General features: G+C 57.5%; 15 protein-coding genes. 6 read left to right on the forward strand and 9 right to left on the reverse strand.

Annotation, left to right across the window (positions count from 1 at the left end; all coding sequences use genetic code 11):
- The first annotated feature begins 52 nt into the window (after window positions 1-52).
- Window positions 53-1,264 carry an aminotransferase-like domain-containing protein gene (locus QWY83_RS08385; RefSeq protein ID WP_249945309.1) on the forward strand — a complete coding sequence of 404 codons (1,212 nt, stop codon included), beginning with the start codon at window positions 53-55 and terminating at the stop codon, window positions 1,262-1,264.
- 41 nt (window positions 1,265-1,305) lie between these two features.
- Here QWY83_RS08385 and QWY83_RS08390 read toward each other — a convergent pair whose 3' ends face one another.
- Window positions 1,306-1,764 carry a GatB/YqeY domain-containing protein gene (locus QWY83_RS08390; RefSeq protein ID WP_249944330.1) on the reverse strand — a complete coding sequence of 153 codons (459 nt, stop codon included), beginning with the start codon at window positions 1,762-1,764 and terminating at the stop codon, window positions 1,306-1,308.
- A 151-nt stretch (window positions 1,765-1,915) separates the two neighbouring features.
- On the opposite strand from QWY83_RS08390, the gene carA reads away from it, so the two are divergent.
- Together carA and QWY83_RS08400 are read left to right on the forward strand one after the other, a co-directional pair.
- Window positions 1,916-3,076, forward strand: coding sequence for a glutamine-hydrolyzing carbamoyl-phosphate synthase small subunit (carA, locus tag QWY83_RS08395; RefSeq protein WP_105234541.1), 1,161 nt, complete (start codon window positions 1,916-1,918; stop codon window positions 3,074-3,076).
- Between the two features lie 96 nt (window positions 3,077-3,172).
- Entirely contained in the window at window positions 3,173-4,990 is a 1,818-nt protein-coding gene (locus QWY83_RS08400; RefSeq protein WP_249945308.1) for a glycosyltransferase, read from the forward strand.
- On the opposite strand, the gene QWY83_RS08405 is transcribed toward QWY83_RS08400, so the two are convergent.
- Window positions 4,987-5,637, reverse strand: coding sequence for a GntR family transcriptional regulator (locus tag QWY83_RS08405; RefSeq protein ID WP_249945307.1), 651 nt, complete (start codon window positions 5,635-5,637; stop codon window positions 4,987-4,989). The two genes, QWY83_RS08400 and QWY83_RS08405, sit on opposite strands and share 4 nt — an antisense overlap.
- A 103-nt stretch (window positions 5,638-5,740) precedes the next feature.
- Between QWY83_RS08405 and QWY83_RS08410 the strand changes: the two genes are divergently transcribed.
- The gene (locus QWY83_RS08410) at window positions 5,741-6,385 is read left to right on the forward strand and encodes a pyrimidine 5'-nucleotidase (RefSeq protein WP_249945738.1); all 645 of its coding nucleotides are present in this window, start codon (window positions 5,741-5,743) and stop codon (window positions 6,383-6,385) included.
- Between the two features lie 30 nt (window positions 6,386-6,415).
- Window positions 6,416-7,627 (forward strand): UbiH/UbiF family hydroxylase, encoded by a 1,212-nt coding sequence (locus QWY83_RS08415; protein ID WP_249945306.1) that lies wholly within the window; start codon window positions 6,416-6,418, stop codon window positions 7,625-7,627.
- Between the two features lies 1 nt (window position 7,628).
- On the opposite strand, the gene QWY83_RS08420 is transcribed toward QWY83_RS08415, so the two are convergent.
- The 3 genes from QWY83_RS08420 to QWY83_RS08430 all read right to left on the reverse strand — a co-directional run bounded on the left by QWY83_RS08420 (window position 7,629) and on the right by QWY83_RS08430 (window position 9,143).
- Window positions 7,629-8,171, reverse strand: a complete 543-nt coding sequence (locus tag QWY83_RS08420) for a hypothetical protein (protein WP_249945305.1) — start codon at window positions 8,169-8,171, stop codon at window positions 7,629-7,631.
- A gap of 64 nt (window positions 8,172-8,235) precedes the next feature.
- Entirely contained in the window at window positions 8,236-8,691 is a 456-nt protein-coding gene (locus QWY83_RS08425; RefSeq protein WP_249945304.1) for an Lrp/AsnC family transcriptional regulator, read from the reverse strand.
- Window positions 8,688-9,143, reverse strand: a complete 456-nt coding sequence (locus tag QWY83_RS08430) for an Lrp/AsnC family transcriptional regulator (RefSeq protein WP_067551005.1) — start codon at window positions 9,141-9,143, stop codon at window positions 8,688-8,690. Before QWY83_RS08430 ends, QWY83_RS08425 begins: the two co-directional genes overlap by 4 nt.
- Before the next feature lie 138 nt (window positions 9,144-9,281).
- Here QWY83_RS08430 and ilvC point away from each other — a divergent pair, with 138 nt between their 5' ends.
- The gene (ilvC, locus tag QWY83_RS08435; protein WP_067551008.1) at window positions 9,282-10,304 is read left to right on the forward strand and encodes a ketol-acid reductoisomerase; all 1,023 of its coding nucleotides are present in this window, start codon (window positions 9,282-9,284) and stop codon (window positions 10,302-10,304) included.
- Between the two features lie 86 nt (window positions 10,305-10,390).
- On the opposite strand, the gene glmM is transcribed toward ilvC, so the two are convergent.
- From glmM to QWY83_RS08455, 4 genes are all read right to left on the reverse strand, one after another.
- Window positions 10,391-11,734 carry a phosphoglucosamine mutase gene (gene glmM / locus QWY83_RS08440; protein WP_249945303.1) on the reverse strand — a complete coding sequence of 448 codons (1,344 nt, stop codon included), beginning with the start codon at window positions 11,732-11,734 and terminating at the stop codon, window positions 10,391-10,393.
- Window positions 11,734-12,738 carry a dihydropteroate synthase gene (gene folP, locus QWY83_RS08445; protein WP_249945302.1) on the reverse strand — a complete coding sequence of 335 codons (1,005 nt, stop codon included), beginning with the start codon at window positions 12,736-12,738 and terminating at the stop codon, window positions 11,734-11,736. Before folP ends, glmM begins: the two co-directional genes overlap by 1 nt.
- Complete coding sequence (locus QWY83_RS08450; RefSeq protein WP_249945301.1) at window positions 12,735-13,655, reverse strand: dihydroneopterin aldolase; 921 nt, start codon at window positions 13,653-13,655, stop codon at window positions 12,735-12,737. Before QWY83_RS08450 ends, folP begins: the two co-directional genes overlap by 4 nt.
- Before the next feature lie 91 nt (window positions 13,656-13,746).
- Window positions 13,747-14,424, reverse strand: a complete 678-nt coding sequence (locus QWY83_RS08455) for a cell wall hydrolase (RefSeq protein ID WP_249945300.1) — start codon at window positions 14,422-14,424, stop codon at window positions 13,747-13,749.
- Window positions 14,425-14,450 lie beyond the last annotated feature (26 nt).

Here is a 14,450-nt window from a genome sequence, read left to right on the forward strand (position 1 = left end):
AATGACAGGCCAGATCAATTCTCACCCATCACAGACCCCACGGGAGGGAATCATGGACTGGGAACAGGTTTTCGCAACGCGCCAATCACGGATGAAGGCGTCTGAAATCCGCGAATTGCTCAAACTTTTGGACCAGCCTGACATTATTTCTTTTGCGGGCGGCATTCCTGATCCAGCCCTTTTCCCTAAAGAAGCCTTTGCGGACGCGTTTGCGGACCTGTTTAGTGGCCTTCAGTCTGAACAAGCCCTGCAATACTCCGTCTCCGAAGGCTTCCTGCCGCTTCGCGATTGGATCGCGAGCCAGATGCGCGACATTGGGATCGACTGCACCACTGAAAACATCCTGATCACGTCAGGGTCGCAGCAGGCTTTGGATTACTTGGGCAAACTGTTCCTATCCCCGGGCGATACCGCTTTGGTGGGTTGGCCGACTTATATGGGCGCGCTTGGGGCGTTTAACGCTTACGAACCTTGCTATGACCGCTTGGACCCAGCCTCAAACCGCTCTGCCGCCGATTACCGAGCCTCCGCTGAAGAAGCGGGTGGCGATGTGAAATTCGCCTATACCAGCTCTGACTTTGCGAACCCAACAGGGATCACATTGGATGAACGCGCACGCAACGCGCTTCTCGACCTCGCTGAATCGCTCGATATCCCTGTGATCGAAGACGCTGCCTATCAAGGTCTGCGGTATGATGGCGAGGCGATCCCGCCGATCCTCGCGCTCGATATCCAACGGTCGGGCGGCATTGAAAACACGCGCACTATATACTGTGGCAGTTTCTCCAAAACGCTCGCCCCCGGCCTGCGCGTTGGTTGGGCCGTTGCCGCAAAACCTGTGATTCAGCGTCTCGTTCTGATCAAACAGGCAGCAGACCTGCATTCCTCCACCCTGAACCAAATCGCCATTCATCGCGTCGCCAAAGATGGTTTTGCCGATCAGGTCGCCAAGCTGCGCGAAGTCTATTCCAGCCGTCGCGACAACATGCTCGCCGCGCTGGAACGTGAAATGCCTGAGGGTGTGACTTGGACCCGTCCCGAAGGCGGCATGTTCGTTTGGATCACCCTGCCCGCCCATATCGACGGTGCAACGCTTCTCGCGCAATCGCTTGAAACGGAAAGAGTCGCATTTGTGCCCGGCCGGGCCTTTTTCGCGGATGGGTCGAACGGAAATACGATCCGCCTGTCGTTCTCCTGCGCCCGCCCGCCAGAAATCAACGAAGGCATCGCCCGCTTGGGTCGTTTGATCCGATCTGTCGCGTAAGACAGCAGAAACAAAAAGGGGGGCCAGCGCCCCCCAATTTTTTATCCCAGTTTTGCTTTGACCATCGGGCCAACAGCGCCAAAGTCCATTTGGCCGGTGTATTTGGCCTTTAGGGCCCCCATCACCTTGCCCATGTCGCGGATCGATTCCGCGCCAACTTCGGCCATTGCAGCTGTGATCGCTGCGTCAACCTCAGCGTCATCCAACTGACGCGGCAGGAAATCTTCGATAACGCTGATCTCGCCGCGTTCCTTTTCAGCCAGTTCCAGACGACCGCCCTCTTCGTATTGGCGGGCACTTTCCTGACGTTGCTTTACCATTTTACCAAGGATCGCGAGAACCTCGTCGTCACCGATGACCGACTCTTCACCATCCCCACGAGCAGCAATTTCGCGGTCCTTGATCGCAGCACTGATCAAACGAAGTGTCGAAAGCCGTCCTGCGTCCTTCGCCTTCATCGCCTCTTTGAGTGCTGCGTTAATCCGTTCACGCATGTCCATCCCGTTCCCCTTGCGAGCGATAACATCCGCGCAGCTTTACCTGTCCTATCCGTTCGTGACAACCTCATCTGAGGCTTGGAACGTTACGGCCTTGACCCTATGGTGGCTCATGCCTAGTAACGCAGCAATTTGACCATAAGGAGTCGCTGCCATGCCGAACGGAACCGCCCAAAAACCGACCGCCTGCCTCGCGCTAGCTGATGGCACTCTGTTTTATGGTAAGGGGTTCGGCGCGACGGGCCAGACCACCGCAGAGCTTTGCTTTAACACAGCGATGACGGGATATCAGGAAATCATGACCGATCCGTCCTACGCTGGACAGATCGTCACCTTTACCTTCCCACACATCGGCAACACTGGCGTCAACGAAGAAGACGACGAAACAGCCGATCCCGTTTCGGCTGGCATGGTTGTCAAATGGGACCCGACCGAGCCGTCGAACTGGCGTGCAACCGAAGAGTTGACCGCTTGGCTCACCAAAAAAGGTCGCATCGGTATCGGCGGCATCGATACCCGTCGCCTGACCCGCGCTATCCGTCAGCAAGGTGCACCTCACGTCGCTCTCGCCCACGATCCCGAAGGTAACTTCGACGCTGAAGCACTCGTCGCTGCGGCACGTGGGTTCAAAGGTCTGGTCGGTCTCGACCTCGCCAAAGATGTGACCTGCGCACAGTCCTACAAATGGAACGAAATGCGTTGGGCGTGGCCAGATGGCTATCAGCCGAACACCGCACCTAAACACAAGGTCGTTGCCGTTGACTATGGCGCAAAGCGTAACATCCTGCGCTGCCTTGCTTCCGCGGGCTGCGACGTGATCGTTCTGCCTGCGACCGCAACTGCCGAAGACGTGCTGTCGCACAATCCTGATGGCGTGTTCCTCTCGAACGGCCCCGGCGACCCAGCCGCGACTGGCGAATACGCTGTTCCGATGATCAAACAGGTTCTGGATACCACCGATCTACCCGTCTTTGGTATCTGTCTCGGGCACCAAATGCTGGCTCTCGCGCTCGGCGCTAAGACCGTGAAAATGAACCACGGCCACCACGGTGCGAACCACCCCGTTAAAGACAAAGACACGGGCAAGGTCGAAATCACGTCGATGAACCACGGTTTTACCGTGGACAGCCAGACGCTCCCCGAAGGTGTTGTTGAAACTCACATCTCGCTGTTTGATGGATCGAACTGCGGTATCCGCATGGCTGATCGTCCGGTGTTCTCGGTTCAGCACCACCCAGAGGCATCGCCGGGTCCGCAGGACAGCTTCTACCTGTTCGAGCGTTTCGCCGACGCCATGGAAGCGCGCAAAGCGTAATCGCGTTAACGCCGCTTTAAGCCGAAATAGAGTGAACTCCCGCCTGAAAAGTCGGGAGTTTTCTTTTTGCAGCACACGCGCAGTTTCAGGACGGTTGTGGTAGAACCGTTTGCACCGTCTCTGAGCCCATTGGGCAAAGAGGTGATCCGACGTGGGTTCGCCTCTGCCCAGCGCGTGGCGGTCGCGGAACAGGACGCGAGCAGACAGGGCTGTCGATTGGCGGATACCTTGCGCCTGCGACTGTCGATCAGCGCGGCCAAAATGGCAGAGGTCGAGGCCGCCATCGCAGGGGTAGGCGTGGTTGATCCTTGCAAACACAAACCAGACGCGCGGCTTCTGGATCAAATCGGCGCGACCTACTGTATCGAAAATGCTATTCTTCCGTGGCGGTCTATGGCGGGCGAGGTCATTATCCTAACCGCCCGCCCCGAAGATTTTGCCCGCCACCGCGAAAAGCTAACCTCGCAATTCGGTGCAATTCGGTGGGCTGTAACGACCGAAGCTGCGCTTCACGCCGCAATCCGTTCCTGCGCGAATGACACCCTCGCCCGTCTTGCCGAAGAGAAAGTGGCGAGCGGGGAAAGCTGTCGTGGCTGGAATGCTCGTCAGGCGGCCAATATTACGCTGGGTTTTATCGCGTTCGCCATTGCCAGCCTCTTTGCGTGGTTTGGGCCGACAGCCATCGCGCTCTTTGGCATCATGTTGTTTTGGACCGCCGCCAATGCCGCGCTTAAGGCTGCCGCAGTCGTCATGCAGCTCCGACCGAAAGCAAAACCAGCGCCCCCAGCCGCGCCCCACCGCCTACCTATCGTGACAATCATGGTGCCGCTCTACCACGAAAGCGAAATCGCTGTGCGGTTGGTGGATCGACTGTCGGCCTTGGACTATCCGCACGACCTCTTGGACGCGTGTCTCTTGCTCGAAGCGGACGATCAGATGACGCGGCAGGCCCTGTTGGCAACCACGCTCCCCCGTTTTATGCGGGCTATCGTTGTGCCCCAAGGGACGGTGAAAACGAAACCGCGCGCACTGAACTATGGACTAAGCTTTGCCAGAGGGTCCATCATTGGCGTTTACGATGCCGAAGACGCCCCCGACCCGCAGCAAATCCGCGCAATTGTCGCGCGCTTTGCCGCTGTCGGACCTAAGGTCGCCTGCCTTCAGGGGATGCTCGATTTCTACAACGCCAAAACGAACTGGCTCTCGCGTTGCTTCGCGCTGGAATACGCCACATGGTTTCGCGTCATCCTACCCGGGCTCGAACGCCTCGGTTTTCTGATCCCCCTTGGCGGCACTACCCTCTTTTTCCGACGCTCCGTTTTAGAAAAACTTGGCGGTTGGGATGCGCATAATGTGACAGAGGACGCGGATTTGGGCGTGCGGCTTGCGCGACATGGCTATCGCACTGAAATCGTTCGAACTGTCACGGGTGAAGAGGCCAACAGCCACGTCTGGCCGTGGATCAAACAGCGGTCACGTTGGCTCAAAGGCTATGCGATCACCTACGGTGTTCACATGCGAAACCCGCGACAATTGCTCCGCGATCTTGGATGGCGGAAATTCTTGGGATTTCAGGTGCAGTTCCTCGGCACACTGACGCAATTCGTAACCGCGCCGCTAATGTGGAGCTTTTGGGCCATCCCGCTCGGCCTTTGGCATCCAGTCAGAGACGTTCTACCACCGTCAGGCTTGATCACGCTGTCGGTTTTATTCGCGACCTCCGAAGCCGTCCACCTTACCGCTGCCATCCTCGGGGCTAGGGCATCGGGACGGCTGTGGCTCTTACCTTGGGTGCCCACGTTGCACCTCTATTTCCCGCTCGCCAGCCTCGCAGCCTATAAGGGGTTAGGTGAACTTCTGCACCGCCCGTTTTACTGGGACAAAACGGCGCATGGAAAATTCGGTGGAGCTTAGCTGTTTTCGACCTTCGCCGCGTCAAGCTTCAATCGCGTGACGAAAGCCTTTGAGATGTGTTCGCGCAGAGACTTATCGGCCGCATCTCCATCCCCCGCCGCAATCGCCTCAACAATCGCATCATGTTCTGCAAGCGCATCATCACCGCGCCCCTCTGCCGCCAATGATGTCGTCGCGAGCAGCGCCATCGATCGATGCACAAGGTCGAGTTGTTGAACCAAGAACCGATTGTGCGACGCAAGGTGGATCTGTTTGTGGAACCGTTTGTTCGCGCGGCTCAGCGCCGACGGGTCGCCCAGCAACTTGCGGTCTGCCTGAACCATATCTTTCAACACGCGAATTTCTTCGGGCGTGGCGTGCCGCGCAGCAAGTCGTGCTGCCAGCCCCTCGAGTTCACCACGCACCACATACAGCTCGGCCATTTGCGTATGGTCCAAGGACGCCACAATCAGCGACCGACCATCGCGGGTCAGCAGGCTCTGCGTCTCAAGACGCTGGAGCGCTTCACGGATCGGGGTCCGCGACACACCGAACCGATCTGCAAGGTCACTTTCCACCAACCGGTCACCCGGCTTGTAAATGTGGCTGTCGATTGCCTCGAGGATCAATTGATAGGCGTCTTTTTGGGCGTGTTTAGGGTCTTGCATGGCCACTTTCGTCATATTGAGTGTTAGAGCCTAGTCATCATTTCGCCCCGCAATCAAGCCAAAGCCGTTGCAGGCGTCAATGCGTCGCTTTACCTGTGTCGTCATGGTTGCTGCATCTTTCAAACATGTCCGCGCGTGGGTCTTTGATTTGGACAACACGCTATACCCGCCCTCGGCTCGGCTTTTCGACCAGATTGAAGTCAAAATGACCGACTATGTGGCAAAGGCGTTGAACGTTTCGACAGAGGTCGCCGACCACCTGCGCGACACCTATTGGAAACGATACGGGACCACGCTAGCGGGACTAATGGCCGAACATTCGATTGACCCAGATCCTTACCTCGATGCGGTCCATGACATCGATTTTTCAGTGCTTTCGCCTGATCCAGCCCTAGCCGCGCGGATTGACGCGCTCCCTGGACGAAAGGTCGTCTACACCAACGGCGCCCGCCCCTATGCACTCAAGGTGTTAGAGGCACGTGGACTGATGGGGTTGTTTGATGCTGTTTACGGCGTTGAACACGCGGGCTATCGCCCCAAACCTGAACAGGCAGCATTTGAGGCTATCTTTGCGCTCGACAATCTAGCCCCCGAACTCGGCGCGATGTTCGAGGACGATGTTCGTAACCTCGCGGTGCCTCATGCATTGGGTATGCGCACCGTTCACGTAGGCCCTGATCCCTTGCCCGCCCCGCATATTCACCACCACACCGATGATCTCGCGGCTTTTCTGTCGCAGGTGATCTAACAGACCTTTTCCCTGCCCTTAGACAGGCCTATGTCTATCCATATGGAACGGATTTCTGCGGATATTGTGATCGCAGGTGGCGGCGTTGCCGGCCTGTCTTGTGCGGCGGCCTTTGGGGCAGCTGGGTTTTCGGTTGTGTGCGTGGACCCCGCGCCGCCCGTGACGGATAATACCAGCGCAGACTCTGATCACCGCACGACCGCGTTTTTCCAAGGGTCGCGGAATTTCCTCGCCGATGCGGGGATTTGGGACAAGCTGGACGCCCACGCGGCGCCCCTTCAGGTGATGCGGATCGTTGATGCGGGTGGGGTTGATCCCGAACCGCGCGTCATCAAAGATTTCAACGCCTCGGACATTTCTGACCTGCCGTTTGGCTGGAACCTGCCGAACTGGCTCCTCCGACGTGAAATGGTGGCACGGTTGGCTGAATTGGATACGGTCGATTTCCGCGCTGGCGTCGGGTTCAAATCGATGACCACCCGCGAAGCCGAGGCTCTCGTGATGTTGACCGATGGCACACAAGTGCGATGCAAATTGGTGATCGGAGCGGATGGTCGCAACTCTGCTGTTCGTCAGGCCGCTGGTATTGACGCTAAGACCACGCGGTACGGACAAAAGGCCGTGGTCTTTGCCGTAACCCACGAGGCACCGCACTACAACGTATCTACCGAAGTCCACCGCTCGGGCGGTCCCTTCACGCTGGTCCCATTGCCTGATCAAGACGGCAAACCCTGCTCTGCTGTGGTCTGGATGGAAAACGGCGCAGAGGTGTTGCGTTTGCGCGACCTCCCCGAAGATGAGTTCAACAAGGCGGCAACCGAACGATCCGCAGGCATTTACGGCCCCTTGCAAGTCGTCGGCAAACGTCAGGCGTGGCCGATCATCAGCCAAGTTGCCGACCGCATGACCGCGCAGCGTTGCGCCTTGGTCGCGGAAGCAGCGCACGTCGTGCCTCCGATTGGCGCACAGGGGCTGAACATGAGCCTCGGCGATATGATCTGCCTTCTCGACCTCGCCAAAGAACGGCCCGATGGCTTGGGTGATGCGCAAATGTTGGCAACCTACGAACGCCGCCGTCACAGCGAAGTCGTCCTGCGCGTCAAAGGCGTCGATGCCCTGAACCGCGCGTCAATTGCAGGCGCCCAGAGCATCCGCGACCTGCGTGCCAAAGGCATTGAAGCGCTCTACTCCGTGGCACCCGTGCGAAAGGCCCTGATGGAAATGGGCCTCGGCGCACGCTGATTTAGTGATGGCGCTGCATCATCATCTCATGAACAGCCATCATTCCGCGCTCTGCCATGGCAGACACTTCGGCCGCGTGGACATGCATCGCTTCGACCAATTCGGGATCGTCTGAGGTTTGAACCACGACGATACCTTCGTCCGTGAGGTCAATGGTCGTCTCAATCTGGTCACCGCGTTCGAAAAAGATGTCCAAGGTTGGGCTTTGGATGAAAATGTCGGGGCTGTCTTTCGCCTCCACCCGCCCGATCATGCCGACAACGTGGCTGGTTAACGCATCCAACACCGCAGGATTAGAGCTCGTCGTAACAGTGCGAATACCGTTCGGGAGGTTCTCAACCGTGCGCGAGAGGGTCGAGAAATTGTTGAACATCACCGCCAATTCAGCGCTTTCGTGCGGCTGCGCGTTCGTGCCCTGCAATCCGGGCATATTGGTCATATCGTGGATAGGCATGCCGTTGCTATCAACTGGGTGACCATGCATCGATTGCGCGACAACTGGGCCTGCTACAGTGATCATCAGTGCAAAAATAGCGTATTTCATCGGCATCTCCCTATGTTGAGGAGGTGTTAACCGATTTCACCCAGCAAAGCGCATAACAACTTTGTCACAGGGGGCCGGGGCGGCGCTCCTCAGTCAAAAGCACGTTCGCCTCAACGTTCCCCACACCCGGGAGGGTCATAATCCGTCGGCGCAAAACGCGTTCAAAGTCAGATAGGTCGGTCGCGACGACACGCAGGCGGTAGTCATAGAGCCCCAGAACGTGCTCCACCGTTTGCACTTCGCGGATGGCGGACACGGCGCGTTCAAAATCCTCTAGGCTCACCCGACCTTTGGCGACCAGTTTGACGCCCAGAAAAACCGTCACCCCAAAGCCGAGCTTTTCACGGTCCAGCACCAAACGCCGCCCCGCGATGGCACCCGCCTCTTCTAACCGTTTAATCCGCCGCCATGTTGCAGGCTGCGACAGATCGAACCTACGTCCCAACTGGCTCGCCGATTGGGTAGCGTCCTGCTGTAATGCCCGCAGGATTTTGCGGTCGATGTCATCCAATTCGATCATAGCGGAAGAGCCTCCTCCCGTTTGACGGTCGCCACGGTGAGCAACGACTCAATTTCAGCAATGTGAGGCAGTTCGAGAACGCGATCACGATAGATGGACTGCCAATGCGCGAGGTCCCGCGCCACGATATGCAACCGCACGTCCACGCGCCCGAGGAAGGTTTGGATTTCGATCACTTCAGGCACCTGACGTGCGGCCTCAAGGAAATCGTCAAACGCGCGACCCTGGGTCTTATCCAGCGTGCAGCGCAGCGAAACCGCTACATCGAACCCTAGCGCGCGCCAGTCGATCACGGCCTCTTGCCCCTTGAGGACACCCAATTCGCGCAGTTTATCCAATCGGCGCGTCGCGCGGCCAGTTGTCAACCCGCAGGCCTCTGCCAGATCGGGCAAAGGCATCGTAGGATCAGATTGAAGTAGCCGAAGAATACGGCGATCTAGGTCATCAAGCATAAAATTTACAATATCAGATCATTTAACGAATAACTATTGCGAAAATTCTGCAAAATTCATCTCTTCTGCTATCGCGTTTTCCGCAAACCAAACCTAATCTCCGCCCCAATCGAAACCCGATACACAAGGAGCGCCAAAATGCGCGTTTATTACGATCGCGATTGCGATGTGAACCTGATCAAAGAAGCTAAAGTTGCTATCCTCGGCTACGGCTCCCAAGGCCACGCACACGCACTGAACCTGCGTGACTCTGGCGCGAAAAACGTTGTTGTTGCTCTGCGTCCGGGTTCGGCATCGGCTAAAAAAGCCGAAGGCGAAGGCCTCAAAGTGATGGACATCGCTGAAGCAGCAGCATGGTGCGACGTCATCATGTTCACCATGCCCGACGAACATCAGGCAGAGACCTACAAGAAATACGTTCACGACAACCTTCGTGAAGGTGCAGCGATCGCATTCGCTCACGGCCTGAACGTACACTTCGGCCTGATCGAGCCGAAAGCTGGCGTTGACGTGATCATGATGGCGCCGAAAGGCCCAGGTCACACCGTTCGCGGCGAATACCTCAAAGGCGGCGGCGTTCCTTGCCTCGTAGCTGTTCACCAGAACGCAACTGGCAAAGCTCTCGAAATCGGTCTGTCCTACTGCTCCGCTATCGGCGGCGGTCGTTCGGGCATCATCGAAACCAACTTCCGTGAAGAGTGCGAAACCGACCTCTTCGGCGAACAGGCCGTTCTCTGCGGTGGTCTCGTTGAACTGATCCGTTGTGGCTTTGAAACCCTCGTTGAGGCTGGCTACGCACCGGAAATGGCATACTTCGAATGTCTGCACGAAGTGAAACTGATCGTTGACCTGATCTATGAAGGCGGCATCGCTAACATGGACTACTCGATCTCGAACACTGCAGAATACGGCCAGTACGTCACCGGCCCGCGCATCCTGCCGTACGAGCAGACCAAAGCTGCGATGAAAGAAGTTCTGGCAGACATTCAGCAGGGCAAATTCGTTCGCGACTTCATGTTGGAAAACGCTGTTGGTCAGCCGACCCTCAAAGCGTCGCGTCGTGCAAACGACGAGCACCTGATCGAAGCAACTGGTGCTAAACTTCGCGAAATGATGCCTTGGATCTCCAAAGGCAAAATGGTCGACAAAGCGAAAAACTAATTTGGCCGCGTGGCGGGAAAACCCGCCACCCCAAATGCAAAAGCGCCCCAAACGGGGCGCTTTTTTCATGTCTGGTGTCCTAGCGGTCAGGCTGCGGTTTGAACCTCGGCCACGATCCCGTCAACAACCTGCTCTAGCAGCGCCGCATCTTCGCATTCGGCCATAACACGCACGAGCGGTTCAGTCCCCGATTTACGGATCAACAGACGCCCTTTGCCGACCAAAAGACCCTCTGCATCCGCAATCGCCCGCTTCACGCTCTCTGCAGAGAGCGGATCACTGCCCGCCGAATAGCGCACGTTTTTGAGCATCTGCGGAACCGTCTCAAACGACTTCGTCAGTTCGCTGGCCTTCTTACCGGTCGCGATCATTGCAGCAAGGAACTGCAGACCAGCCAAGAGGCCATCCCCAGTCGTTGCAAAATCCGTCATCACGATGTGGCCAGACTGTTCACCACCGAGGTTATAGCCCCCTGCCCGCATCCGTTCGACGACATAGCGGTCACCTACGTTGGTACGCTCCAGCCGCAAACCGCGACCGTCGAGGTAACGCTCTAGGCCAAGGTTCGACATCACCGTCGCAACCAAGGCACCGCCCGACAGACGACCTTCGTCCGCCCAACGTCCCGCCATCAGCGCCATCAACTGGTCGCCGTCAGCGACATTGCCCTTTTCATCGAGGATCATGATGCGGTCCGCATCGCCATCGAGGCAGATACCAACGTCAGCACCATGGCTCACGATTGTCTCAGCCGCAGTGCGTGGGCTGGTCGAGCCACAGTTTTCGTTGATGTTATAGCCGTTCGGCGCAACGCCAACGGGGATAACCTCTGCGCCAAGTTCCCAAAGAACCTCGGGCGCAACCTTATGCGCTGCCCCGTTCGCGCAGTCGATCACGACCTTCAAACCCTTGAGGTTCTGCCCCTGAGGGAAGGTCGCCTTGACCCGTTCAGCGTAACGGAATCGACCATCATCGATACGCTTTGCACGACCGATATTGATCGACTGAGCGAGCTGGATATCCGCGAACACCATTGCTTCGATCTCGGCCTCAGCTTCGTCCGACAGCTTGAAGCCGTCAGGGCCAAAGAATTTGATGCCGTTGTCGTGGTGCGGGTTGTGGCTCGCTGAAATCATGATGCCAACGTCGGCACGCATTGTCGTGGTCAGCATCCCAACAGCAGGTGTCGGCACGGGGCCGAGCAAAAGAACGTTCATACCAGTTGAGGTCAGACCCGCCGTCAGAGCATTTTCAAACATATAGCCCGACAGTCGCGTGTCCTTACCGATCACCACGCGGTGGCCGTTCGATCCGTCGTTGCGAAAATATCGCCCAGCAGCGGCCCCGATTTTCAAGGCCATCTCAGCGGTCATCGGATATTGGTTTGCGGTCCCACGCACCCCATCCGTACCAAATAATTTACGAGTCATTAAAGTGTCCCAAACAATGCAGTCTGCAGGCTAATGGCCTGTCTGGTGTGCAAAGTATCATGGACTCGCACGATCTGCACCCCTTGGCGAATACCATCGAGCGCGACAGAGACCGATCCAGCCATCCTTTCGGCAGCATCCTGCGCACCGGATATTTCACCAATGAAACGTTTGCGGCTCGCCCCGAGTAGGATCGGACAGCCTAAGCTGTGAAAGATCGACAAGCGCCGCAAAAGCGCAAGGTTATGCTGTTGTGTTTTGCCAAAGCCAATTCCCGGATCGACAATGATCTGTGATCGCTTGATCCCGGCGGCGATGGCCACCTCAATACGTTCCGCCAGATAGTCATAAACATCTAGCACAACATCGTCGTAACGCGGGTCAGCCTGCATGGTTTCAGGTGTGCCCTGCGCGTGCATCAGGCAGATCGGCAAACCAGTAGCGACTGCAACCTCGGCCATCGCTGGATCATAGGACATTGCCGACACATCGTTGAGGATCTTGGCCCCCAATTCGGCGGCCTTTGCAGCAACGGCTGCCTTTCGCGTATCAATCGAAACGCAAACTCCGCCATTCGCCAACGCCTCAACAACCTGCGCGACACGTGCCGTTTCTTCTTCGACAGGAACGACAACCGCACCAGGACGTGTGCTTTCCCCCCCAACGTCAATAATCGTCGCACCTTCGCGGATCATGGTTTGCGCTTGGGACAGCGCGTTTTCAGGGTCGATATATCGCCCACCGTCTGAAAAACTATCTGGGGTGACGTTCAGGATGCCCATGACCTGCGGCTCGTCCATCGACAGCCCCGCGATATCCCCACGGGGCGAAGCGATCGCATGCAGAACGCTCTGCGGAGCTTCGGTCACGGGGATAATCTCGGCAGCTTTGCCGCGTGACAGAACCTCAATCCGATCAAACCAGCACCAGCCCCCCGCAATTGGCAGCGCGCCTGCAGGCCGCGCAGGGTCAGTCATCGGGATGGCGCGGTAATAATGGGTCATAGCAGATGCTCCGCCGTCACCTCCGCCGTTCGAACGGGGATAGAGGCCGATGGCGCATCAGCACCGATTACCAAAAGCTCTGCAGCTTGCATGTGTTCAGCGAACCACGACACCAGCGCCAAGGCCTCACGCGGGCTGGCCGAGGGGCTTTCTACGGCATCGAGGACGATTTTCGACGGGGCCCAAACGCAAATTTGCGAATGTTTCATCGCCCAATCCAATTCGGTCCGCGTCCCGACCACCATGCAACGCTTATCGCGACCAGCCAAAACCCATGCGTTCTGCTCAATGGCCAAGAGATCAATCCGACGCTGCGCCAATGCGGCAGCAGATTGTGGAGCCGTTGTATCGGCTGCACCAACGGCAATGATCAGCGGCGCCTTCTCTGCCGATAGCTCATCAATCCAGCCTTTGAGACGGTCGGACACGATGGCCTCGTTCGACAGATACAGAACCCGAGGATGCGGTACCTGAACGTGGTCTTGCCCTTTGCGAGCAACCTCTCCTTTGGCACGCACGATTTCGACGCCAAGGGAGAACGGACCGCGGTCTAGCTTTTCGATGCGAACAAAGACGCGCAGGGCTTGCGGTTCACGCAAGATGCGTTCGGCCACCCGTGCGGCCAAAGTTTCCAAAAGGTTGATCCGTTCGGCACCCAATTCGACATCAATGGATTCCGTAATCGTGTCGTAGGACAAAATCCGATCCACATCGTCGTCGATTTCGCCCGTCTGCGGCGCGACTTCGACCACGACGTTGAAACGCACCCGCTGAAGGTGCCCGCGTTCCTGCTGAAACGCACCAATTTCGACCTCAACAACATAGTCGCTCAGGGAAATACGGTCACAGGGTTGGGTTGCGCTGGCTTCGGCTCGTTCCGAGGGATGGGCAAAAGCCATGCGGATATCGTCGGTCATTGTCGCACTTTCGGTCGTTCGAGTGTCGGCATACTAGGCCGACACCAAAGGGACAAGCGATCACGCACGCCCCTTTGGTTCCGAAACGCGACTAGTTCGACGCCGTGCGGGTCGGCTGACGATAGAAAAGATGCGAGTCAATCGCCGCCGTCTGCGGGAAACGGCGGGCCCATGTCGGGTTCACGTTACGTGTGTGATAGTGAGTTGCACCTGCGGTCAGGTCACGCGGCGCACCGTCGAGCAACAGGCGAGCGACCTTGCCCACCTCTTCCCACGCACCACGTTCGTTGATCGCTTCGGCGCGACCATCGCAGGTGTAGGAAAACTGGCAGGCGTGCAAACGGCCTGTGCCCTGATTAACAACACCACATACCGAATTCGGGTAAGCGCTGCTATCAACACGGTTCAAGATCACTTCGCCGACAGCGAACTGACCTTTGAGGCTTTCACCGCGGGCTTCGAAATAAAGGGCTTCTGCGAGACATTCCCACTGGGCACCGCCAGACGCGCTCGGCATAGCGTCGAGGGTCGCGGTTTCATACAGGCCAGCTGGGACAGTCGCGATGTTGCGCGCTTCGGGCGCGGGCGGGGTCGCCAGAGCAGTCATGCTCGACGACGAAATCTCTGCGATGGCTTCACGCTCTTGCCCCAGCAAAGAGGACAGGCGGCTCGCCAAAAGGTTCTGTGCGGACGCATAAGCGCTGCCCGACAAAAGAAGCGCCGCAGTCATTGCGGCGCGAATCGTCATAGTGACGAGTGACTTCTTCATCACTCTGCTCCGGTTTCACGCGGTCT

Origin of the sequence: Marivivens donghaensis, assembly GCF_030410045.1 — a bacterium.
GTDB lineage: Bacteria > Pseudomonadota > Alphaproteobacteria > Rhodobacterales > Rhodobacteraceae > Marivivens > Marivivens donghaensis.

Coding starts and splice junctions, on each gene's coding strand:
- glmM (WP_249945303.1), bottom strand. CDS start 11,734: ATGACTCGTAAATTATTTGGTACGGATGGGGTGCGTGGGACCGCAAAC.
- carA (WP_105234541.1), top strand. CDS start 1,916: ATGCCGAACGGAACCGCCCAAAAACCGACCGCCTGCCTCGCGCTAGCT.
- QWY83_RS08410 (WP_249945738.1), top strand. CDS start 5,741: ATGGTTGCTGCATCTTTCAAACATGTCCGCGCGTGGGTCTTTGATTTG.
- ilvC (WP_067551008.1), top strand. CDS start 9,282: ATGCGCGTTTATTACGATCGCGATTGCGATGTGAACCTGATCAAAGAA.
- QWY83_RS08420 (WP_249945305.1), bottom strand. CDS start 8,171: ATGAAATACGCTATTTTTGCACTGATGATCACTGTAGCAGGCCCAGTT.
- QWY83_RS08390 (WP_249944330.1), bottom strand. CDS start 1,764: ATGGACATGCGTGAACGGATTAACGCAGCACTCAAAGAGGCGATGAAG.
- QWY83_RS08455 (WP_249945300.1), bottom strand. CDS start 14,424: ATGAAGAAGTCACTCGTCACTATGACGATTCGCGCCGCAATGACTGCG.
- QWY83_RS08385 (WP_249945309.1), top strand. CDS start 53: ATGGACTGGGAACAGGTTTTCGCAACGCGCCAATCACGGATGAAGGCG.
- QWY83_RS08430 (WP_067551005.1), bottom strand. CDS start 9,143: ATGCTTGATGACCTAGATCGCCGTATTCTTCGGCTACTTCAATCTGAT.
- QWY83_RS08405 (WP_249945307.1), bottom strand. CDS start 5,637: ATGCAAGACCCTAAACACGCCCAAAAAGACGCCTATCAATTGATCCTC.
- folP (WP_249945302.1), bottom strand. CDS start 12,738: ATGACCCATTATTACCGCGCCATCCCGATGACTGACCCTGCGCGGCCT.
- QWY83_RS08415 (WP_249945306.1), top strand. CDS start 6,416: ATGTCTATCCATATGGAACGGATTTCTGCGGATATTGTGATCGCAGGT.
- QWY83_RS08425 (WP_249945304.1), bottom strand. CDS start 8,691: ATGATCGAATTGGATGACATCGACCGCAAAATCCTGCGGGCATTACAG.
- QWY83_RS08450 (WP_249945301.1), bottom strand. CDS start 13,655: ATGACCGACGATATCCGCATGGCTTTTGCCCATCCCTCGGAACGAGCC.